Origin of the sequence: Acinetobacter sp. BHS4 (genome assembly GCF_018454425.1) — a bacterium.
GTDB lineage: Bacteria > Pseudomonadota > Gammaproteobacteria > Pseudomonadales > Moraxellaceae > Acinetobacter > Acinetobacter pittii.
Window position 1 is genome coordinate 3,285,105 of the sequence record NZ_CP075323.1, and the last position, 23,520, is coordinate 3,308,624.

At 38.6% G+C, this 23,520-nt stretch carries 16 protein-coding genes; 6 read left to right on the forward strand and 10 right to left on the reverse strand.

What is annotated here, in order from left to right; all coding sequences use genetic code 11:
- Positions 1-84 precede the first annotated feature (84 nt).
- From acnA to KIP84_RS15835, 6 genes are all read right to left on the reverse strand, one after another.
- Positions 85-2,841, reverse strand: a complete 2,757-nt coding sequence (acnA, locus tag KIP84_RS15810; RefSeq protein ID WP_213688883.1) for an aconitate hydratase AcnA — start codon at positions 2,839-2,841, stop codon at positions 85-87.
- Positions 2,842-2,965: 124 nt separating this feature from the next.
- Positions 2,966-3,778 (reverse strand): TatD family hydrolase, encoded by an 813-nt coding sequence (locus tag KIP84_RS15815; protein WP_213688884.1) that lies wholly within the window; start codon positions 3,776-3,778, stop codon positions 2,966-2,968.
- Positions 3,778-4,719 (reverse strand): RsiV family protein, encoded by a 942-nt coding sequence (locus tag KIP84_RS15820; RefSeq protein WP_213689859.1) that lies wholly within the window; start codon positions 4,717-4,719, stop codon positions 3,778-3,780. Before KIP84_RS15820 ends, KIP84_RS15815 begins: the two co-directional genes overlap by 1 nt.
- A 90-nt stretch (positions 4,720-4,809) precedes the next feature.
- The gene (locus tag KIP84_RS15825; protein WP_213688885.1) at positions 4,810-5,652 is read right to left on the reverse strand and encodes a hypothetical protein; all 843 of its coding nucleotides are present in this window, start codon (positions 5,650-5,652) and stop codon (positions 4,810-4,812) included.
- A 69-nt stretch (positions 5,653-5,721) separates the two neighbouring features.
- Positions 5,722-7,314 carry a peptide chain release factor 3 gene (locus KIP84_RS15830; protein ID WP_005066204.1) on the reverse strand — a complete coding sequence of 531 codons (1,593 nt, stop codon included), beginning with the start codon at positions 7,312-7,314 and terminating at the stop codon, positions 5,722-5,724.
- 222 nt (positions 7,315-7,536) lie between these two features.
- Positions 7,537-8,400 (reverse strand): hypothetical protein, encoded by an 864-nt coding sequence (locus KIP84_RS15835; protein WP_063098104.1) that lies wholly within the window; start codon positions 8,398-8,400, stop codon positions 7,537-7,539.
- Positions 8,401-8,727: 327 nt separating this feature from the next.
- On the opposite strand from KIP84_RS15835, the gene KIP84_RS15840 reads away from it, so the two are divergent.
- The gene (locus KIP84_RS15840) at positions 8,728-9,300 is read left to right on the forward strand and encodes a TetR/AcrR family transcriptional regulator (RefSeq protein WP_213688886.1); all 573 of its coding nucleotides are present in this window, start codon (positions 8,728-8,730) and stop codon (positions 9,298-9,300) included.
- 407 nt (positions 9,301-9,707) lie between these two features.
- Here the strand turns inward: KIP84_RS15840 and KIP84_RS15845 are convergent, their stop codons facing one another.
- The 4 genes from KIP84_RS15845 to KIP84_RS15860 all read right to left on the reverse strand — a co-directional run bounded on the left by KIP84_RS15845 (position 9,708) and on the right by KIP84_RS15860 (position 15,353).
- On the reverse strand, positions 9,708-11,762 hold the full coding sequence (locus KIP84_RS15845) for an EAL domain-containing protein (protein WP_104074988.1): 2,055 nt from the start codon (positions 11,760-11,762) through the stop codon (positions 9,708-9,710).
- A 326-nt stretch (positions 11,763-12,088) separates the two neighbouring features.
- Positions 12,089-13,105 (reverse strand): ketol-acid reductoisomerase, encoded by a 1,017-nt coding sequence (gene ilvC, locus KIP84_RS15850; RefSeq protein ID WP_002115094.1) that lies wholly within the window; start codon positions 13,103-13,105, stop codon positions 12,089-12,091.
- A 32-nt stretch (positions 13,106-13,137) separates the two neighbouring features.
- Positions 13,138-13,629 carry an acetolactate synthase small subunit gene (gene ilvN / locus KIP84_RS15855; RefSeq protein WP_002114824.1) on the reverse strand — a complete coding sequence of 164 codons (492 nt, stop codon included), beginning with the start codon at positions 13,627-13,629 and terminating at the stop codon, positions 13,138-13,140.
- Positions 13,629-15,353 carry an acetolactate synthase 3 large subunit gene (locus KIP84_RS15860; protein WP_213688887.1) on the reverse strand — a complete coding sequence of 575 codons (1,725 nt, stop codon included), beginning with the start codon at positions 15,351-15,353 and terminating at the stop codon, positions 13,629-13,631. The genes ilvN and KIP84_RS15860 overlap by 1 nt, the downstream gene beginning before the upstream one ends.
- A gap of 534 nt (positions 15,354-15,887) precedes the next feature.
- Between KIP84_RS15860 and leuS the strand changes: the two genes are divergently transcribed.
- From leuS to KIP84_RS15885, 5 genes are all read left to right on the forward strand, one after another.
- Positions 15,888-18,512 carry a leucine--tRNA ligase gene (leuS, locus tag KIP84_RS15865; RefSeq protein ID WP_213688888.1) on the forward strand — a complete coding sequence of 875 codons (2,625 nt, stop codon included), beginning with the start codon at positions 15,888-15,890 and terminating at the stop codon, positions 18,510-18,512.
- A gap of 27 nt (positions 18,513-18,539) precedes the next feature.
- On the forward strand, positions 18,540-19,049 hold the full coding sequence (gene lptE / locus KIP84_RS15870) for an LPS assembly lipoprotein LptE (protein ID WP_002115142.1): 510 nt from the start codon (positions 18,540-18,542) through the stop codon (positions 19,047-19,049).
- A gap of 18 nt (positions 19,050-19,067) precedes the next feature.
- Positions 19,068-20,057: a DNA polymerase III subunit delta gene (gene holA / locus KIP84_RS15875; protein WP_017398822.1), complete on the forward strand. Its 990-nt coding sequence runs from the start codon at positions 19,068-19,070 to the stop codon at positions 20,055-20,057.
- 107 nt (positions 20,058-20,164) lie between these two features.
- Complete coding sequence (locus tag KIP84_RS15880; RefSeq protein WP_213688889.1) at positions 20,165-21,505, forward strand: MacA family efflux pump subunit; 1,341 nt, start codon at positions 20,165-20,167, stop codon at positions 21,503-21,505.
- 2 nt (positions 21,506-21,507) lie between these two features.
- Complete coding sequence (locus tag KIP84_RS15885; protein WP_017385757.1) at positions 21,508-23,502, forward strand: MacB family efflux pump subunit; 1,995 nt, start codon at positions 21,508-21,510, stop codon at positions 23,500-23,502.
- Positions 23,503-23,520: the final 18 nt, after the last annotated feature.

Here is a 23,520-nt window from a genome sequence, read left to right on the forward strand (position 1 = left end):
TTATCCTTAAAAAGTAAAGATAAGCCTATAAATCCAATATGAGCTCATACACATTCATTATAAGACCATGCTAAGTTTATGGATTTATGAAGCAATCAAATTCCGCAGTACATAATGCAAAATACCACCCGCCTTAAAGTACTCAACTTCATTTAACGTATCAATTCGGCACAATACATTAAAGTGGCTGGCGACTCCATTCGGCCCTTTTACATCAACTTCAAGAATTTGATGAGGCTGAACGCCATCAGACAAACCTCGAATTGATATCACCTCATGACCAGTTAAGTTGAGAGATTGTCGAGTTTGTCCATCAATAAACTGTAATGGCAACACTCCCATACCTACCAAGTTTGAACGGTGAATACGCTCAAAACTTTCAGCAATGACAGCTTTTACACCTAACAAGTTCGTTCCTTTGGCAGCCCAGTCACGTGAAGAACCCGTTCCGTATTCTTTACCAGCAATAATCACAAGCGGTGTATGTTCTTGTTGGTAACGCATTGCTGCATCATAAATAGCGAGCTTTTCACCACTTGGCACATGAATGGTATTACCACCCTCTTCACCACCAAGCATTTCGTTCTTAATACGAATGTTGGCAAAGGTGCCTCGCATCATAACCTCATGATTACCACGTCGAGAACCATAGGAGTTAAAGTCTTTTGGCTCAACACCTTGCTCTTGTAAGTATCGACCTGCTGGGCTGTCTTTTTTGATATTACCTGCTGGTGAAATATGGTCAGTTGTTACCGAGTCACCAAGCACTGCCAAAATACGTGCCTGTTCAATATTTTTAATTGGTTTGGGTGGCTCACCAATACCTTCAAAGAACGGCGGATGGCGGATATAAGTCGAATCATCTGCCCATTCATAAGTTTTACTTTTCGGAATCTGAATGGATTGCCAGCTTTCATCACCATCAAACACCGCAGCATATTCTTTATGGAACATCTCTGTATTTACTTTCTGTAAGACAGCATCAATTTCTGCCTGACTTGGCCAGATATCTTTTAAATAGACAGGTTGTCCATCTTTACCTTGCCCAATAGGTTGCGTAGTCAAATCGGTACGAATATTACCAACTAAACCATATGCCACTACCAAAGGTGGCGAAGCAAGCCAGTTTGTTTTAACTAATGGATGTACGCGTCCTTCAAAATTACGGTTACCAGAAAGTACAGAGGCAACATTCAAGTCATGGCATTGAATTGCATCTTCCACTGGCTCAGGTAGTGGACCTGAGTTACCAATACAAGTCGTACAACCATATCCTACCAAGTTATAGCCCAACTCATCTAAATACGGCGTAAGCCCAGCAGCCAGCAAATAGTCAGTCACGACTTTAGAACCTGGTGCAAGAGAGCTCTTCACCCACGGTTTACGCTGCAAACCTTTTTCAATTGCTTTTTTTGCAAGCAGGCCTGCTGCCAGCATTACACTTGGGTTAGAAGTATTAGTACATGAGGTAATTGCAGAAATAACAACATCACCATGATTTAATGGATAAGTTTTTCCTTCAATCACGCAAGAAGGACTTTCATGTTGGATATTTGCTTTTTTTGCCTCGACAGCAGTGCCGCCACCGCCTTCATTTTCTAAACGCTCTTTAGCTTCTTTGGCTGGTTTTAAAGTTAACTCCATAAGGGCATTAAAGGTTTTCGGCACCTCTGATAAAAGCACTCGATCTTGTGGACGTTTTGGTCCTGCTAGACTTGCCTGAACCGTACTCATATCAAGGCTTAAAGTATCGGTGAAAACAGGTTCATCACCCGCATTACGCCATAAACCTTGCGCTTTGCTATACGCTTCGACTAGTTCAATACGATCACTTTGACGGCCAGTTAATTTCAAATAACCCAAAGTCACTTCATCAATCGGGAAGAAACCACAAGTCGCACCATACTCTGGTGCCATGTTGGCAATGGTCGCTCGGTCAGCCAGTGGTAAATCGGCTAAACCATCTCCATAGAACTCTACAAATTTACCCACTACCCCTTTCTGACGAAGCATTTGAGTAATGGTCAGCACCAAATCAGTTGCCGTAATCCCTTCTGGTAATTTTCCTGTGAGTTTAAAGCCAATGACCTCAGGAATAAGCATCGAAATCGGTTGGCCCAACATAGCCGCTTCGGCCTCAATTCCGCCCACACCCCAACCTAAAACACCTAAACCATTAATCATGGTGGTATGTGAGTCTGTACCCACTAAGGTGTCAGGGAAAGCAAAGGTTTGTCCATTATCTTCACCTAGCCACACCGCTTGAGCCAAATATTCTAAATTGACCTGATGGCAAATCCCCGTACCCGGTGGCACTACACTAAAGTTATTAAATGCAGACTGTCCCCAACGTAAAAATTGATATCGCTCACCATTACGCTGCATCTCGATTTGTACGTTTTCTTCAAACGCCTGATCATCGGCAAAATAATCAACCATGACAGAGTGGTCAATGACTAAGTCTACAGGAGATAATGGATTAATTTTTTCAGGGTCACCACCCGCTTGCGCCATCGCTGCTCGCATTGCAGCTAAATCAACCACTGCAGGCACACCCGTAAAATCTTGCATTAAAACCCTTGCAGGTCGATATTGAATTTCTTGATCTGAGGTGCGGTTTTTTAGCCATTCTGCTAAAGCATGGATGTGTTCCGTTTTAACGCTATGCTGATCTTCAAACCGTAATAAGTTTTCCAATAATACTTTTAAAGCTTTCGGCAGTTTGGCAATATCCCCTAGCGTTTTCTCTGCTTGGGCTAAGCTAAAAATCTGATAATTGCTGGAACCTACTGTTAGCGTCTGTAAAGCATTAAAACTATTGATATTGCTATACTTAGCCATTGGGTTATCCTCCCACGTCTGGCAATGTTATTTTTCACGTTTTTACATGTTGTTTTCTTACTTTAAGCTTCTTTTTTAATCGCTGTGTTTTGTTTTAGTTAATATTTTTAATCTTTGATTTTTATTACGATAATTTCAATGTAGTGAGAGAGTTTTTCCACAGCAACTCAGCCAAATCCGGCTCTGGCATATTTAAATTCTCAGCCAAACTTTGTAGAACGTAAGGCAAATTGACAGGGGTATTACGAGTCCGCTGTTCTGTTGAGGTTTGACAGCAAAGCGGTGTCATATCTGGACAATCTGTTTCAATCACCAAGTGCTCTGCACCTATAGCCTGCACAACCGTATGAAGTTTTTTCGCATTCGGGTTGGTGATCTGCCCCGTCACACCAATTTTAAAACCAAGCTTAATAAGACCCTTTGCCTCTTCTACTCCACCACTAAAGGCATGAGCAATTCCACCTAATTTAAATTTTTGAGCTTTTAATATAGCAAGCACATCACCATGCGCTTTTCGAATGTGGAGTAACACTGGTTTTTGATATTGCGTTGCCAGCTCTAACTGATCTACAAAATATTGTTTTTGTTTCGCATATACATCTGGCTGCTTATGTTCTTTCAAGAAAGTATCTAAGCCAATTTCACCTATAGCCACGCAGTCATGTTGCTGCAAGATATGTTCAAGATGAGTCAAATGCTCTGGTTGATGCTCCTCAATATAAAATGGGTGTAAGCCTGGTGCTAAATAAGAAGTAGGCACATTTTCCCAACTTTTTAACTGATGATGAATCTGCACCAACTCATCAAAACGTGACTGTAGAAAGCCAATTAAAACCAAAGCATCTACACCCACTTTTTTAGCCTCGAGTGCTAATTGCTGCCGATCTTCATCAAAATCGGCAACATCGAAATGGGTATGGGTATCAAACAAATGCATTAGCCAGCACTTTTTGCAACTGGTGCCGAAGCTGGTTTGGCTTTAGGCTGTGGCAAATATTCTTCTTTCAATACATCTTGCAATTGGTCATAAGGAATGACTAATCGAGGGAGTCCAACCACGTATGGGCCAATTTCATACTCACCGTATTGAAGGATTAAACCTTGCTCACCCAACAAGAAGTTATTAGATAATTTAAATGGCCATGCTTGTTCATAGTCAGCAACATTATCAGCTAATTTAGAGTCCGTCACCCATGTCTTAAAGGCGTCATGGGCTAACTTCTCTAAAGCTGCTTTTTGCTGAGGACGTAATAAATCTTCAAGCTTAATTTGCTTTTGCTCTTTTAAATCAAAATTATAATAATGCTGTGCAGCAGAGCCATGAGCCCCACCTAAATAACTACTACTGTTAAGCACTACAGTTACAACTTTACCTTGAGCCTGCAAAATCTTAGGTTTAACTAAAAGATTAATCTGATGATTACTACTTAAAGCTTTCAATTCATTATCTAGATCAATAAATGAATTTGCATACCGTTGCACCTGTGCATCAAAGCTATTTTTTTGCTCTGCACCCGCTACCGCTGAAGCTTCTGACTTTTGTTCCGTTTGCGTACTCTTAGCATCAGGTTCAGCAATTTCTAAAATTTGATTTAATGTACTTAAGATTTGTTGATCTATAATTTTGTCAATAAAAGGAAAATTACTTTGTAAACGTTCAACTGTGAATTCTGGACAAGTTTTACCATCACAATCAGGTAAAACCACCTTACTAAGAATTGTTTCACCCTTCAAAGTCAACTCTACTGGCTTTTGTTCTTGAACAGTTGATTTCTGCTGCTCTTGAGAATCCTTAGGATCAGCTTTAGGTTGGCATGCTGCCAAAAATATAGCAGAAGCAAGCAAAGTTAATCGCAGTGAAGCTTTAGAAGATAACATCATATTTTGCCTTTTATTCTAAGGAGATTACGCTATGCCTTTCTAAGAAATTAGCGCATATAAATTGAGGTTGCAAATTCTGCTACCATCTTAAAACATTTGTTCATAAACCTCGGGTTGTAATATTTTTTTGGTCTGTTCTTTAGATAAATAAATATCGAGCTGTGGAGCTTTTTTAGTAATCTGGTTTGCCTGATAATGTAAGCCAACCCCCTCACCATCAAAGAACCAATCTGCCTGTCCCCAATATAAAGTTTTTGGTGCTTCTTTCTTTATGTCAGCAGTCTGCTTTTTTAACCAGTCTTGATAAGCCACCTGCACCATTTGATGCACAGTAGTTTGTTGATCTTTTTTCAAAACATCTAACAAAGTTAAGCTCTTATGCAGTTTGCGGTCGGCCACAAAAAAGTAATAACGGTCTTTAATCGTGAGCTCTTCCTGCTTGGTATCGAGTCCTAATTGCAATAAAACATATTGGTTACGCTGCGATGCAATACGAGTATGAAGATGCAATTCATAAGCCCGATTCTTTGAATATTTATCTTGCCATTCATCAGACTTTTTAACATAAGCATTAATGGCTTGCTGCAAACTTAAGTCTTTTTTCAAATCAATTTGGTCTTGGATCACTTTAGCCTGACTTTTGGCGATCCATTCATTTAGCCATGCATCTTGAGTCTTTATTGTTTGAATATCGACATCAATACAATTTTTCTTCTCACAAAATGGTAAAGCATAATCAGCTTTTACTTGTTGCAAGTTTAGAAATGGGAGTACTTCAGCTTTCTCTATATTTTGATTTTGGGTAGATGCTGATTTCATTTGAGAAGATGATGAAGGTTGAAAACTTTTCCAGACAAAAAGGCAAATAGCCAAAAGTAATATGATTACTGCAACTAAAAGTGCAATAACTGTCTTTCTATTCAAATTCATTTCATCATCCTTTCTTATTTTTCAAAACAAAACAGCTTCTGTTCGAAGCTGTCTGTCAAATCTTAAAGATTAGTGTTCACGTGTGTTACGGAACTGAATATCAGGCCAACGCTCTTGCATAATCTGCAAGTTCACACGACTTGGTGCAAGATAAGTTAAGTGACCGCCACCATCAATAGAAAGCTGATCATGTGCTTTTTTCTTAAATTCATTGAGAATCTTGTCATCATCACAATGAATCCAACGAACCGTATTAACACTTACAGGCTCATACACACAGTCAACTTTATATTCTTCTTTCAGACGGTAAGCAACCACATCAAACTGAAGCACACCAACTGCGCCCACAATCAAGTCATTGCTAATTTGTGGCATAAATACCTGAGTTGCGCCTTCTTCAGACAACTCTTTCAAACCTTTTTGCAATTGTTTTGACTTTAATGGATCTTTCAAACGCACACGACGGAACATCTCTGGTGCGAAGTGAGGAATACCTGTGAAATGTAGATTTTCACCACTTGTGAAAGTATCACCAATTTGAATTGTGCCATGGTTATGCAAACCAATAATATCACCTGGCCATGCTTCTTCTAGATGTTCACGCTCACCTGCAAGGAATGTCAATGCATCACTAATACGAACATCTTTACCAATACGTACATGATTCATTTTCAAACCTTTCTCGTATTTACCTGAGCAAATACGCATAAAGGCAATACGGTCACGGTGTTTCGGATCCATGTTGGCTTGAATTTTAAAGACGAAACCAGAAAAACCTTCTTCTTTCGCATCGACAACACGCTCTTGTGTTGGATGCGCTTTAGGTTCTGGTGCCCAATTCATAAATGCGTCTAACACGTGGTCAACACCAAAGTTACCTAATGCTGTACCAAATAGAACTGGAGTTTGTTTACCTTGTAAAAACAATTCGCGGTCTAAAGGTTCGTTCGCCATTTGTACAAGCTCAAGTGACTCTTCAAAAGACGCCCAAGCCAGCTCACCTACTTTTTCACGGATATCTGCATGGTCATAACCATCGCGTACTTCAATATCTGTAATAGTTGAACCAAAGCCTGCTTTATAGACATACAATTTGTTTTCAAGAATGTTGTATACACCAGCAAAATCACGTCCCATCCCTAATGGCCATGTAATTGGTACACAGCGAATATTGAGGACGTTCTCAATTTCATCCAGCAACTCAAGTGGTTCACGAATCTCACGGTCCATCTTGTTTACAAATGAAATGATCGGAGTGTCACGCATACGACAAACTTCCATCAATTTGATGGTACGTTCTTCAACACCTTTTGCACCATCAATCACCATTAAAGCAGAGTCAACCGCCGTTAGGGTACGATAAGTATCTTCAGAGAAATCTTCATGTCCCGGTGTATCAAGTAAGTTAATGGTGTGACCTTTATAAGGAAACTGCATAACAGAAGTAGTAATGGAAATTCCACGCTCTTTTTCCATTTCCATCCAGTCAGATGTAGCTGCGCGGTCAGATTTACGGCTTTTTACCATCCCTGCAACCTGAATTGCTTTACCCCATAACAGTAATTTCTCTGTCATGGTGGTTTTACCGGCATCGGGGTGGGAAATGATGGCAAATGTGCGGCGTTGAGCAACCTGTGCCGCTAACTCATCTTTAAAACTCATGAAATACACCTACTGCGGAGATTGCAGTGCCAAAGACCTAAAGTCGATCAAAATAAAAATTGGCGTAATTGTAGCAGATTTATAGAACTGTTTAATGATTGTTGATAAGCCATGAGTTACTCATAAGCTTTTTTGAGTATGTAGTTTAACTTCTTAGAAATTTTACAATTAAAAAAGCCCACCTTTTTATAGATGGGGCTTGATTAAGACTTAATAGAATCTTTACGCCAATTTCTTTTCTTCAATGAATTGAACATCTGCAATTTGTGCATCCCAGAACTCATTCCATAAAGCACAGTAATCAATACATAGTTTGGTTAAGCTTTCATAATCATCTTTTGTAATTGCTTGTGCTAATGCAAACCACAAGTCATCTTCATGATCGTCATCAGCAGCCTCAGATGTTTCATCCGTAGATACACCATGTACATGGTAGTAACCCCCACCTTCAACATCAATATTTACGAATTTGGTTGCTTGACGTAATGGAGGACTAAAAAGAATGACTTCTTCTTCTGCAACAGCCAATAATGCCACGACATTAATATAACTATCATAAGAAGATTCTAAAAATGATCTAACCTGATCTGAAATTTTTGATGGTTTAAAGTTACGACGATCAAGCTCTGTTAAACCATAATCATTAAGTAAATCTTCATATAATGGATAGTGAGCATATTCAGGATTCCCTAGATAATAATTATCTTTACCTAAACCAGGACGGAAACCAAACTCATCAAGTATATTTAAACTTAATAATACCCGTGGATACATCTTCGCACCAGAGTGGAGTTTAGGTTCCAATTGTTTTGTTAAAAATTGAGCCTTTAATAAAGCATCAGTAAAAATTTGTACAATCGCATGACGATATTCTAAATGAATATGAATTAAACTCGCCTTATCGAGATACCCATTATTTAATACCTCAATTGCAGGATGTTTAGAAACGGGTAATTCCGCAATTTTACTTCTTAACTGTTCGAGAAATTTTAAATTTTCTTCCCATTGTTTTGTAGGAATACTATTTCTCATCCCTTGCAATGCTTTTTCTCTTGGATTATTAAAGTCTTCAAATTTTTTTGACATAATCATTCTCAGTAAAAAGTTTGTTCTTATAGTTAAGTTATAGGCCTTATTTTTATTTAAATTTTGCATTCAATTGCTAAAATAAATTACACAAACCAAAACTTAACAATTTTATATTATGTTTGTTAACTCAACAAATCAACGAATTAATTAATAATTTTAAAAAAAGTAAAATATTGCCAATTAGAAATATTTGTTTTTATTTTTAACTACAAATCAAGATATTGAATAAATATAATTTTTTAAATATGATTAGAGAAAATTTCTTTAAGCTTTCATACTTTACAATAGCAAAGTTAATCAAAAATATTTGTGACAGGAAAACCGATGTCAAAAAGAGAAAATATTATAACAACAGCCACCTCCCTCTTTAATCAGAAAAGCTATACCTCTATTGGAGTTGACTGTATTATTGCTGAATCAGGCGTTGCAAAAATGACTTTTTATAAGTACTTTTCTTCTAAAGAAAATTTAATTGAAGAATGTCTTCGCCAAAGAAACCTAGAAGTCAAAGCCTCTTTATTTCAAATAGTTAGCAATATTGATGAGCCATTAATTAAACTTAAAAGTATTTTTAACTGGTATATTGACTGGATCAATACAGATGATTTCAATGGTTGTTTATTTAAAAAAGCAACCATTGAGGTCATGCAATTGTATCCCTCTCTTAAAGATCAAGTGAATAAATATCGAGAGTGGATTTACAAATTGGTTTTCACAATATTTCTAGAATTAGAAATCAAAGACACTCATACACTTACTAGTCTTTTTCTTAACATTATTGATGGCATTATTATTGATGGCACAATAAATAAATCACAAATTAACTCCAAAAAAACATGGTCTTATATTAAAAAGATTATTAAATTCGAAGCAGTTCAAGAGTTCGAAACTGCATAACCTATAAATCAGCTAGAACTCTACATTTTAACAAAAATAAACAATATTTTAATTCGGTGGAGCATAAATCAAACTCCACCACGATTTCTACCTCTTAAAACATTTAAAAATTTAAATAACTACATTTTATAAAAAATAATAATTTATTATACAAACTTAACAATAAATTATATTAATCAATTTTAAAAATTTAAATTTACATTCTAAGCAATGAATTTATTAGTATTACTTTATACTAACAGTATATATTTATAAATTATTATTCGTAATTTTTTATACTTATGTCTAAATTTCTCATATTAATTATGAATAATAATATATATTTTTTCTGAATTAATTTTATGTTAATTAATCATTCTTTAAATAAAAAATTTAAAAAATAATCTTTAAGATCGATATAGGAAAGATTAAGCGAAGTGAGCGCCTTGAGATTCAATCAGTTGATCGACGTGAACAGGCATTCCTAATAAGTAACCCTGAAATTGCTGACAACCTAAACGGGTTAAAATCTCAACTTGCTGCTGAGTCTCTACCCCTTCCGCCGTTACGGTTAAACCTAACTTTTTGGCCAAATGAATAATACTTTCTAAAATGACTTCTTCTTTTGACCCCGGTTTTAAATCTACAATAAAACCACGATCAATTTTAAGTTCATCAACAGGTAAATCTTTTAAATACAAGAAACTCGAATGACCGGTTCCAAAATCATCAATTGCAACTCGAATACCCATATCACGTAGTCGTTCACAAGCTCGAATACTCAAATCAATATGTCGCATTGCAGTTGATTCAGTAATCTCAACAATTAAGTGATGAGGTTGAATTTGATATTTTTTCAATAATGCTTCGAGTGTACTAAATAATTTTTTATTTTCGAACTGTAGTGCAGATAGGTTTACTGCGACTGGATAAAATGGGGTGTTACTGCGTTCCCACTCTTGAATTTGCAGGCAAGCTTGCTCAAGTGCCCAATATCCCATGGGAATGATCAAACCCGTTTTTTCTGCACCTTCTATGAACATATGCGGTGTGAGTATTCCTAAAGCTGGATGATTCCAACGGATTAATGCTTCAACGCCACAGACCTCAAGATTCGTATTAAATTTTGGTTGGTAATATAGGATGAACTGCTTTTCTTCTACAGCCTTATAAAGATCATTGATCAGTTTTGACTGACTTCTCGTTTCTTGTTGATGGGTTGAATAACTAAAGATGGTGTAAGTATTTCGGCCTTGTTCTTTAGACATGAGCATCGCGGCATCAGCGTTCATGAGTAAGTCCTGAACATTTTGTCCGTGCTCAGGAAATAGTGCCACTCCTAAGCTTGCAGAAATATTAATTTCTTTACCAGAAATCTGATAACTCTCTTGAATCAGCTGTAAAACTTTCTCAGCCAAAATAACTGCTTCATCGGCATTTGTATTTTCGGCAATAAGTAAAAACTCATCACCGCCAATTCTAAGCAGTTTACACTTCTCATTGAGTTGCCAATGTAAGCGGTTCGCCATCTGAATAAGTAATTGATCACCCACATGATGTCCAAATGCATCATTCACCGATTTAAATCGATCTAAATCAATGTATAAGAAAGCAATTTTCTGGTCTTTGTATCGATGATCTGAAAGTAATACTTCAGCATAATCCACTAAATAAAGGCGGTTAGGTAATTTGGTTAAATTGTCTTGTATAGATAGGTTAGCTAATTCTTTATTTGCCTTACGCAGCTCTAAATTCTGTTGAGTAAGACGTTGCTCTAACATTGCAACAATAAAACTTGCTACGAGTACCAAACAGGTGACTAGAATAATTGTAAATAATAATAAGTCATGCTCAGCCTGATATTGGCTAACAAATTTATCAGTAATATTTGTTGCAATAAGCGCTGTGTAGTGCATCCCCATAATACTTAAGGTCATCATAGCCGAAAATGCGATTTTTAAAGTTAAGCGATATCGTTCCGTGTCTTTTAATTTATAGGCTAATAAAAATGCTAGCCCTGAACCACTCATTGCAATTAATACAGAAAATAAGAGTAAAAACGAAGTGTAATCTTTTTTATAAACATTAATATTCCAGCCCAACATGCTAATGTAATATGAAGCTGAAATTCCGATTCCCATAATAATCGAGCTCAAAATGAGTCTAAATAAAGGGAGCGTAAAACGCGAAGTCAACCACATCGCAATGCAAGATAACAATGCACTAATAGCATAAGATATTGCAATTAAAGGAATATTAGAGTGAGCTGCATCAAACAGATGATAAGCTTGTATACCAACAATATGGACGATGTTAATTGCTAAGGCGAGTAGCAATCCATTAATAAATAAAATTAAGGACTCAAATTTCTTATAGACTTGCTTGAATATTAGCTGCTCCATGGAAATTACAATATAACAAATGAAGCCAGCTGCAATAAAAGAGCCGACGATCAATGTGCTATCGTAATCAACATGACCCATATTGGACTTCCATGATTATTCAATACTTTTTTTTATTTTGTTCAACTCATTGCCCAAAATACAATTAAACATGTTAAAGAAATTTTAGTAAATTTGACTTATTCAGTCAGTTATAAACAATAACATTATCTATCTTTTGGTCAAGTATTTTTTACTTTATAAATCAATAAAGTAAATAAAAATTAAGCAGCCAATTATATGAAAAATATAGAATTTATTTAATCTAATCAAGTTGACCTAATCGCAATTTTCATATTCAAATAAAATAGTATAAATAAAGAACCCTGCTTAAAGCAGGGTTCTTTTAAAACGTTAGATAAAGAAAATTAGTTCTTTTCTTTGTCTACGATTTTGTTTGCTTGAATCCATGGCATCATTGCACGCAACTTATTACCAGTTACTTCAATACCATGTGCAGCATTTTGACGACGACGAGCAGTCATAGATGGGTAGTTTAACGCACCTTCTTGAATGAACATCTTAGCGTACTCACCAGATTGAATACGTTTCAATGCATTACGCATTGCTTCACGAGATTGTTCGTTGATTACTTCAACACCAGTTACATATTCGCCGTACTCAGCATTGTTAGATACTGAGTAGTTCATGTCAGCAATACCACCCTCGAACATTAAGTCAACGATCAATTTAAGTTCGTGTAAACATTCGAAGTAAGCCATTTCTGGTGCATAACCAGCTTCAACTAAAGTTTCGAAGCCCATTTTCACTAATTCAACCGCACCACCACAAAGAACTGCTTGCTCACCGAATAAGTCAGTTTCAGTTTCTTCACGGAATGAAGTTTCGATAATACCTGTACGGCCGCCACCTACGCCAGAAGCGTAAGAAAGAGCAACGTTACGTGCATTACCAGAAGCATCTTGGTGGATTGCAATTAGGTCAGGAACACCTGAACCACGTTGGAACTCTGAACGTACAGTGTGACCTGGTGCTTTTGGAGCAACCATGATTACGTCTAAATCTTTACGTGGAACAACTTGGTTGTAAAGAACAGAGAAACCATGAGCAAATGCAAGAGTCGCGCCTTCTTTGATGTTTGGCTCAATCACGTCACGGTAAAGTTGTGATTGGAATTCATCTGGAGTCAAAATCATTACGAGGTCAGCTTGCTTAACAGCAGCAGGAACTTCTGCAACTTTAAGACCTGCGTTTTCAGCTTTCTTCCAAGAAGCTGAATCTGCACGTAAACCTACAGTTACGTCTACGCCTGAGTCTTTAAGGTTAAGTGCATGAGCATGACCTTGAGAACCGTAACCAATAATCGCTACTTTCTTGCCTTGGATGATTGATAAGTCACAGTCTTTATCGTAAAAAATTTGCATTTGTGTTCTCCGCTAAAATACTTTTTAAAAAATTAAATGGCTAATACTTTTTCGCCACGGGCGATACCAGATACACCTGAACGAACGACTTCTAGAATAGTGTTTTCTGCAAGCGCATCGATAAAACCATCTAATTTTTCAGTTGTCCCTGCTATTTGAATGGTATAGGTAGTTGGTGTCACGTCTACAATCTGCGCACGGAAAATATCCGCCGTTCGCTTAATTTCAGCACGTGAAGCACCTAACGCTTTTACTTTAATCAGCATCAGTTCACGCTCAATGTGTGAACCTTCTGATAAATCAACTACTTTTACAACTTCAACAAGTTTATTGAGCTGCTTTGTAATCTGTTCAATCTTATGGTCATCACCATAAGTTGTTAATGTTAAGCGTGACAAAGTTGGGTCTTCGGTTGGCGCAACATTCAGTGTTTCAATGTTATATCCACGTTGGCTAAATAAACCAACAAGGCGAGAAAGCGCACCAGCTTCGTTTTCAACGAGTACAGAAATAATATGTCTCATTATGTACGCTCCCCTTTACCTAACCACATATCCTTCATAGACTGACCTGCGATCAGCATTGGATAAACATGTTCCGTGCGATCAACCATGACATTAATGAATACACATTTATCATTAATCGCCATTGCTTCAGCAAGCTTCGACTCTAGTTCATCAGCATGATCAATCTGGATACCAACGTGACCATAAGCTTCCATTAACTTGCCAAAATCAGGCAATGATTCAACGTATGAGCTTGAGTGACGGCCCTCATAGTTCATATCTTGCCACTGCTTCACCATACCTAAAGCACGGTTATTCAAGCACAAGATCTTCACATTCATGCCATATTGCTTACACGTTGAAAGCTCTTGAATACACATTTGAATTGAAGCTTCACCAGTAATACAAACAACTTGTTGATCTGGGAAAGCGAGCTTCGCAGCCATTGCATAAGGTAAACCTACGCCCATGGTGCCCAATCCGCCTGAGTTAATCCATTGACGTGGACGTTTGTATTTGTAATACAACGCACCAAACATTTGGTGTTGGCCCACATCTGAAGTAATGATGGCGTCACCGTTAGTGACTTTATATAAAGCTTCAACAACTTGCTGTGGCTTCATTGTGCCATCGGTCGGGGTTTCAAACTTTAAGCCATGAACTTTACGCCATTCATTAATTTGATCCCACCACGCAGCAATTGCTTTAGGGTTTGGCTTAGACACATTTAATTGTTTCAATTGCGTCAACATTTCCTGAAGTACAGGCTCAACTGCCCCTACAATTGGAATGTGCGCCATAATTGTTTTTGAAATGCTCGCCGGATCAATATCAATATGAATAACTTTAGCATTCACACAGAATTTTGCTGGGTTATTGGTTACTCGGTCATCAAAACGCGCACCAATTGCAAGAATGACGTCAGCATTATGCATCGCCATATTTGCTTCATAAGTACCGTGCATGCCTAACATGCCCACGAATTGTGGATCATCACCAGGGAAGCCACCAAGGCCCATAAGTGTGTTAGTCACCGGATAACCTAGTAAATGCGCGAGTTCAGTCAATAATGCCGATGCATTACCTTGAACAACACCACCACCCGTATAAATTACAGGGCGTTTTGCACTTAAAAGCTCATCAATTGCTTTACGAATTTGGCCAGAATGACCACGTGAAGGTGGCTGATAAGAACGCATCTTCACTTTTTCAGGATATTCGTACGCAAATTTTTCTGCAGGATTTGTCGCATCTTTAGGAATATCGACGACAACTGGACCAGGGCGACCACTTGCTGCGATATAAAATGCTTTTTTGATAATTGCAGGAATTTCGCTTGCATGACGAACTTGGAAGCTGTGTTTCACGATAGGACGTGAAATACCCACCATATCAGTTTCTTGGAAAGCGTCTTCACCAATAAGATGTGATGCAACCTGGCCAGACAAAATCACCATCGGGATTGAGTCCATATAAGCTGTTGCAATTGGAGTCACAGTATTAGTTGCGCCAGGTCCAGAAGTGACCAGTACTACGCCAGTCTTACCTGTAGCACGTGAGTAAGCATCTGCCATATGACCAGCAGCTTGTTCATGACGTACGAGGTAATGATTGATTTTGTCTTGTTGAAATAGCGCATCATAAATATGTAATACAGCGCCGCCTGGATAACCAAAAACATGTTCAACGCCTTCGTCCGCAAGAGCACGAACGAGCATTTCACCACCAGATAAAAGTTCCAACGTGATTCACCCTAAAATCTTTATCACTATTTATGGAAGGCACAAATAGTGTTTCATTCATTGAATTGTCTGCACTGTTATAGCACACATATTGTCTAGTTTTCGTTGCAATAGAAAAATTTCTGTTTTTCAGCCGTATAAGCTTTTTTAACATTAATAAAGCATGTCTGGATATACATACTTTAAGTAAAATCAATCTCTCGGCTAGAGAGAATGTCTATTACAAAACATGACGGTTATTCGAAGGGTGATCAAATAATCGCATATAAAACTAAAGGAAGCATTTTTGTTGTTTAATTCACTAAAGTCAAGATTAAAGAAACACTTTTCTATGATTATTTTTTAACTGACTATTTTTTCATCTTATTTGATTTTTCCACTTTTCTTTTTTTATGATTTCCCCGCTTTTTTCAGGTTTATTCTTGTTTAATTTTTAACGGAAAATAAATCCATCCCAAAACTGCATTTTTGTCGATTTTGCGCTATGCTGTGCAACAATCTTTAATATCAATTTTTGTTGTATAGCTTACGTCTATGACTATTTCTCACATTGACCCCGAATATCAAGCAAACACGATTGAACCATCAGTTCAACAAGATTGGGAAAATCGTAAAGTCTTTAAAGTTGCCGACACTGTCGAAGGTAAACATCGTTACATCCTGTCAATGTTTCCTTACCCAAGCGGCAAGCTGCATATGGGGCATGTGCGTAACTATACAATTGGCGATGTGATTAGCCGTTTCTATCGTTTAAAAGGTGAAACTGTATTACAACCTATGGGTTGGGATGCATTCGGTTTACCTGCAGAAAACGCAGCAATTGCCCATAAAGTTGCTCCGGCAAAATGGACATTTGAAAACATTGCGTACATGCGTGACCAATTAAAAAAATTAGGTCTATCTGTAGATTGGGATCGTGAATTTGCAACTTGTACACCAGAGTACTATCACTGGGAACAATGGTTATTTGTTCAGCTTTATAAAAAAGGCCTGATCTACCGTAAACTTTCAACAGTAAACTGGGATCCAGTTGACCAAACTGTTTTAGCAAACGAACAAGTTGAAAATGGTCGCGGATGGCGTTCTGGTGCATTGGTTGAAAAACGCGATATTCCAATGTACTACTTCCGTATTACTGACTATGCACAAGAATTATTAGACGACCTAGACACTCTACAAGACGGCTGGCCTCAACAAGTGTTGACCATGCAGCGTAACTGGATCGGTCGATCTACAGGCATGGAAATTACTTTCCCATCTGCCAATACTGAAGTTTATGCTGACGGCTTAACTGTTTATACAACACGTGCTGACACGCTTATGGGCGTGACATATGTTGCCGTTGCAGCAGAACACCCTCTTGCGCTTAAAGCTGCTGAAAACAATCCTGAATTGGCTGCATTTATTGAAGAGTGCCGCATGGGTTCAGTTGCAGAAGCGGACTTGGCAACAGCCGAGAAAAAAGGCATGGCGACAGGTTTGTTTGTAAAACATCCTGTAACTGGTGAAGAGCTTCCTGTCTGGATCGCAAACTACGTATTAATGTCTTATGGTTCTGGCGCAGTAATGGCTGTACCGGCACATGACGAACGTGATTTTGAATTTGCTAACAAGTTTAACTTGTCAATTAAACAAGTGATTGATGCCAAAGGCGCTGACGATGCAGACTACTCTGCAACTGAGTGGCAAGAATGGTACGGTTCTAAAGAAGGTAAACTTGTTAACTCTGGCGAGTTTGACGGTTTGGAATTCCAAGCTGCGTTCGATGCATTCCTTGCAAAATTAGAACCACAAGGTTTAGCAAATTCTAAAGTTCAATTCCGTTTACGTGACTGGGGTATTTCTCGTCAACGTTACTGGGGTTGTCCAATTCCAATGATTAACTGTGATACTTGTGGTCAAGTCACAGTTCCAGAAGACCAACTTCCGGTTGTATTACCAACTGACGTTGTTCCAGATGGTTCAGGTAACCCGCTTAATAAAATGCCTGAATTCTATGAAACTAAATGTCCTTGTTGTGGTGGTGATGCACGTCGTGAAACAGATACCTTGGATACTTTCGTTGAGTCATCTTGGTACTACGCACGCTACGCATCTCCAGACTTTACTGGCGGCATGGTTAAACCTGAAGCAGCTCAAAACTGGCTTCCTGTAAACCAATACATTGGTGGTGTTGAACACGCGATTCTTCACTTACTTTATGCACGTTTCTTCCACAAATTAATGCGTGATGAAGGTGTCGTACAAGGTAATGAGCCATTTACCAACTTGTTAACTCAAGGCATGGTGCTTGCTGATACATTCTATCGTGAAGCAGAAAATGGTAAGAAAACTTGGTTTAACCCTGCTGATATCGAATTAGAACGCGATGAAAAAGGTCGCATTCTTTCTGCAAAATATTCAGGTGATGGTCAAGAAGTTGTGATCGGCGGACAAGAAAAAATGTCTAAGTCGAAAAACAACGGTATCGACCCACAAGCGATTATTGATCAATACGGCGCAGACACAGCACGTGTATTTATGATGTTCGCTGCTCCACCAGATCAATCTTTAGAATGGTCTGATGCAGGTGTTGAAGGTGCAAACCGTTTCTTGAAACGTGTATGGCGCCTTGTAGCAAGCTTCCTTGAAAAGGGCAACCAAGCTTCTACGATTGATGCTGCTAACTTGTCTAAAGATGCTCAAGATTTACGTCGTAAAACTCACGAAACTATTCAAAAAGTAAGTGATGATATCGAACGTCGTCATGCATTCAATACTGCGATTGCTGCTTTGATGGAGTTGTTAAATGCGAGCAACAAGTTTGAAGCAAAAGATGACAACGACGTTGCTGTAGAACGTGAAGCGATCACCACACTGTTAACTTTACTTGCTCCATTTGCACCACATTTAAGTCAAACATTATTGGCTCAGTTTGGTACAGATGTAACAGAAGCAACATTCCCTGAAGTCGATGCTTCTGCATTAACTCGTAATACACAAACGATTGTTGTACAGGTTAACGGTAAACTTCGCGGTAAACTTGAAGTTTCGGTTGATATTTCTAAAGAAGATCTATTAGCTCAAGCTAAAGCTCTTCCAGAAGTTCAACAATTCTTAACAGGACCAACAAAGAAAGAAATTGTGGTTCCAAATAAATTAGTTAACCTCGTGGTTTAATTAAAGTTATTAATGAGAGGATCAAGCATGCACTTTGCCAAACGTTTAGCCGCTGTTGTTTTGACCTTAGGCCTTAGTGCAGGCTTAGTCGGGTGTGGATTTCATTTAAAAGGAACCAACCCGACTGCAACTCCGCTTGTTTATAAAAAATTAAGCCTTGAGTTACCAGCTAAAACTGATGATTTAGAAACCCAGTTAAAAGTTTATTTAGCTGCAAATGGTGTTCAATTCAGCAATGATAATGATGCCTACGTACTCCGTGTTTTAGAGTACACACCACGTCGTCAGCTTTTAAATGGAAAACTAACGGAAGTATTATTACGCTTAACCGTAACCTTCCAGATTGAAGACCGTCAGGGTAATAAAATTACTGAACCACGTTCATTAACTGCATCTCGTAGTTACCAATATGATCTTGCAACGGTTAACACCGAAAATCAGCAAGAATCTTATTTGCAACGTATTGTGATCGATGACATTGCACAGCAAATTACTCGTCAGATTTCAGCAAATCGTTTACCAAAAGCTCAGCCTTAATCTTTATTTTTACCAGCAATGAAAATTGACTATTTACAAGCCTTAAAACGCATTCCGGAAGCACGGGGTGCGTGGATTTTACATGGCCAAGAACCTTTGCTGGAACAAAATTTATTAGATGCTTTTCGTAAAAGTTGGCAACAACAAGAAGTTGAAAGACAGCGCTACGATATTAGTAGTGTAAGCGACTGGAAAAATGTTTTTAACGCTCTTAACAGCTTATCTTTATTTTCTCAGCAGCTTGCCATTGAAGTACATGGCAATATAAAGCCTGACGCAAATGGGCTAAAACAACTTAAAAGCTATATTCAGCATAATGAAACTAACCTGCTTTTAATTGTTCTACCTAAGCAAGATAGTAGTAGCTTAAAGTCTGCTTTTTTCCAAGTTGTGGAAGCAAATGGTGTTGTTGTTGCCCTTACGGCAAACTATCCGCAAGACCGCCAAAGAATTTTATCTGCCGAAGCAGAGAAACTCGAAATTCAACTCGATAATGACGCATGGCAGTGGCTCATGCAGCATCATGAGCATAATCTGCTCGCAGCTAAGAATAGCTTGATGCGTGTAAGAGATACTTTTCCAGACCAACAACTGATTCAAATTGAACAGTTGTATGCTTGTCTACAAGATCAATCTCGTTATACCACTTACGATTTAAGCGACGCGCTATTAGAAGGTAATCTCGCTCAATCCATTAAAATTTTTCAATATTTAATTGCTGCTGGCGAACCAGAAAGTCTAATTTTATGGACTTTAAGTAAAGAAATGCGTTTATTGATGCAATTATTTGAGCAGCCTCATAATGCATTACAACTTGGTATCTGGAAAACAAAGGTTGGTTTATATCAACAAGCTTTAAGAAGATTAAATCCTCAACAGTTTTTAGGCTGGTCTACCCTTCTATTGCAAGTTGATGCGGCAATTAAAGGAATGTCGAATGAAAATGCCCAACATTTAATGCAGCAGGCTATTGCTGAATTATGTGGGAAAACACTATTTATACAATAATTCGGCCGAATCATTTTTCTTCATTCCTGAAATATCATAAAAATTCACGTTTTATCCTCATTTCGCTTTTATACTAAATTAAATTTTAGACTTTTCGACCTCTCGCCATGCCAAAAATAAAGCCAATCAAACTTGTTATTATCATCGTCTGTATAGCCATTATTGCTGTATTAGCTTGGAAATTTTTAAAGCCTAAAGAGCAGCAGCCTCAATATATTACAGCTGAGGTAACACGCGGAGATATTGAAAATAATGTCCTTGCAACAGGTACACTTGATGCAACCAAACTGATTAGTGTCGGTGCACAGGTATCTGGTCAGGTCAAAAAGATGTATGTACAGTTGGGCGATCAAGTCAAACAAGGTCAACTTATCGCACAAATTGACTCAACCACCCAAGAAAATAGTTTAAAAACTTCTGATGCGAATATTAAAAATTTAGAAGCGCAGCGCCTTCAACAAGTTGCTTCTTTAAATGAAAAACAACTTGAATACCGCCGTCAGCAACAAATGTATGCGCAAGATGCAACGCCTCGTGCAGATTTAGAATCGGCTGAGGCAAGCTATAAAACAGCTCAGGCGCAAATTAAAGCATTAGATGCACAAATCGAATCTGCAAAAGTCACAAAATCTACGGCACAAACCAATATTGGTTACACACGTATTGTTGCTCCAACTGATGGTACGGTTGTCGCGATTGTGACTGAAGAAGGTCAAACTGTAAACGCAAACCAAAGCGCGCCAACAATTGTCAAAATTGCAAAATTACAAAACATGACGATTAAGGCGCAAGTCAGTGAAGCTGACATTATGAAAGTTGAAAAAGGACAACAGGTTTACTTTACAACCTTAGGTGATGAAACTAAGCGCTACGCAACTTTACGTCAAATTGAGCCTGCTCCTGACTCAATTTCAAGCGAATCAACAAGTACAACAAGCTCAACAACCAGTTCGGCTGTTTACTACAATGCCTTATTCGATGTGCCAAATACCGATGGTAAATTGCGTATTGATATGACTGCACAAGTTTATATCGTATTAAACTCAGCTAAAAATGCCCTGCTCGTTCCATCATCAGCACTGAGTTCTAAACAATTTTCAGGTCAAAGAAAATCAGGCCAAGCATCTGATAAATCAAGTTCTTCACCTGAAGCAGCTAAAAAATCTCAAGGAAACGGAGCTCGTCTAGAACGCTTAAATTTAACTGCTGAACAAAAACAACTGGTTGAACAAGGTAAATTAACGTTAAGTGTTGTACGTGTATTACAAGCTGACGACACAACTAAACCAACTCAAATTTTGGTGGGTATTAACAACCGTGTAAATGCGCAAGTTCTTGCGGGCTTAAAACAAGGTGATCAAGTTGTCATTGCTGATAGTGCAGATACTTCAGCTGCATCAGCAAATAGTAGTAATAACCGTCGCCGTAGTGGCCCAATGGGAATGTAAGCATGACAAAACAAGCTTTGCTTGAAGTCAGCAATCTAGTCCGGGAATTCCCTGCTGGCGAAAGCACGATACAAATTTTAAAAGGTATTGACCTGACCATTTACGAAGGTGAACTGGTTGCCATTGTCGGCCAGTCGGGTTCCGGCAAATCGACCCTCATGAATATTTTGGGGTGTTTGGACCGACCTACGAGTGGTAGTTATAAGGTTAATGGACAAGAAACAGGTAAACTTGAGCCAGATCAGCTGGCTCGACTACGCCGTGAATATTTTGGTTTTATTTTCCAGCGCTATCACTTACTGGGCGACTTATCTGCTGAAGGTAACGTAGAAGTTCCAGCTGTTTATGCTGGTGTTACGCCTTCTGAGCGTAAACAACGTGCAACCGCTCTACTGACTGAATTAGGGTTGGGCACAAAAACACTCAATAGACCAAGCCAACTTTCTGGTGGTCAGCAGCAACGTGTTTCTATTGCCCGTGCGCTGATGAATGGCGGTGACGTTATTCTGGCAGATGAACCGACGGGGGCACTTGACTCTCATAGTGGTGTTGAGGTGATGCGTATTTTGCGTGAACTCAATGCTGCAGGTCACACTATTATTTTAGTCACCCATGATATGCAAGTTGCAAAAAATGCGACTCGTATTATCGAGATTAGTGATGGAGAAATTATTAGTGACCGTCCTAATGTCCCAGATCAAGCAGCCGAACCAATCAAGACTGATCCTGATGCGGCGCCTGCTTTGCAAGGTAAACAGAAGAAAGGCAAAAGTATTTCTGCATGGCGTTCTACTTTAGACCGTTTATCTGAAGCCTTTCAAATGGCTTTACTGTCTATGAATGCCCACCGCATGCGTACTTTTTTAACCATGCTTGGGATCATTATTGGTATTGCATCGGTTGTTACGGTTGTCGCGCTAGGTAAAGGCTCTCAACAGCAAATTTTAAGCAATATTAGCAGTCTGGGAACAAATACAATTACCGTGTTTCAGGGCCGTGGTTTTGGTGACAACTCTAAAACTGCAAGTTTTAAAACCTTGGTCCCTGCCGATGCCGATGCGTTAATGACTCAACCGTATGTCAGTGCAGTAAGCCCAATCGTCAGCACATCCAAAACCATGCGTTATCAACAAAATGAAGCTAACGCGACCATTAATGGTGTGAGTAACGATTATTTCGATGTGAAAGGTTTGGTCTTTAAAGATGGACAAACTTTTGATCAACGTAGTGTTCGTGATCGCTCACAGGATGTAGTCATTGATACCAATACTCAAAAACAGTTCTTTAGTGACGGTACCAACCCTATCGGTCAAGTAGTGTTACTCGGTAGTGTACCAGCTCGTATTATTGGCATTGTAGAACCGCAAACGAGTGGCATGGGCTCAGATGACACTTTAAATGTCTATATGCCTTATACAACCGTGATGAGCCGTATGCTGGGGCAAACCCATGTACGCAATATCGTGGTTCGTATTAATGACAAATATTCAACTGCTGCAGCTGAAAATGCGATTGTAAATCTATTAACCCAGCGCCATGGTGCACAAGATATTTTCACTATGAACAGTGACAGTATCCGTCAAACCATTGAGAAAACAACTAGCACAATGACCCTTCTGGTTTCAGCAATTGCCGTAATTTCATTGGTCGTTGGTGGTATCGGGGTAATGAATATTATGTTGGTTTCGGTGACTGAACGTACTCAAGAAATTGGTGTACGTATGGCCGTAGGTGCGCGTCAAAGTGATATTTTGCAGCAATTCCTGATTGAAGCAATTTTGGTGTGTTTAATTGGTGGTGTGCTTGGCGTCTTACTATCGCTTGGCCTTGGGCAACTTATTAATAAATTTGCTGGTGGTAACTTTAGTGTGGCTTATTCAAGCACCTCAATTATTGCAGCCTTTGTCTGTTCAACACTGATTGGGGTCGTTTTTGGTTTCTTACCAGCCAAGAATGCCGCGAAACTTGACCCTGTCGCCGCACTATCTCGAGAATAAGGAAAATTGCATGTCTTT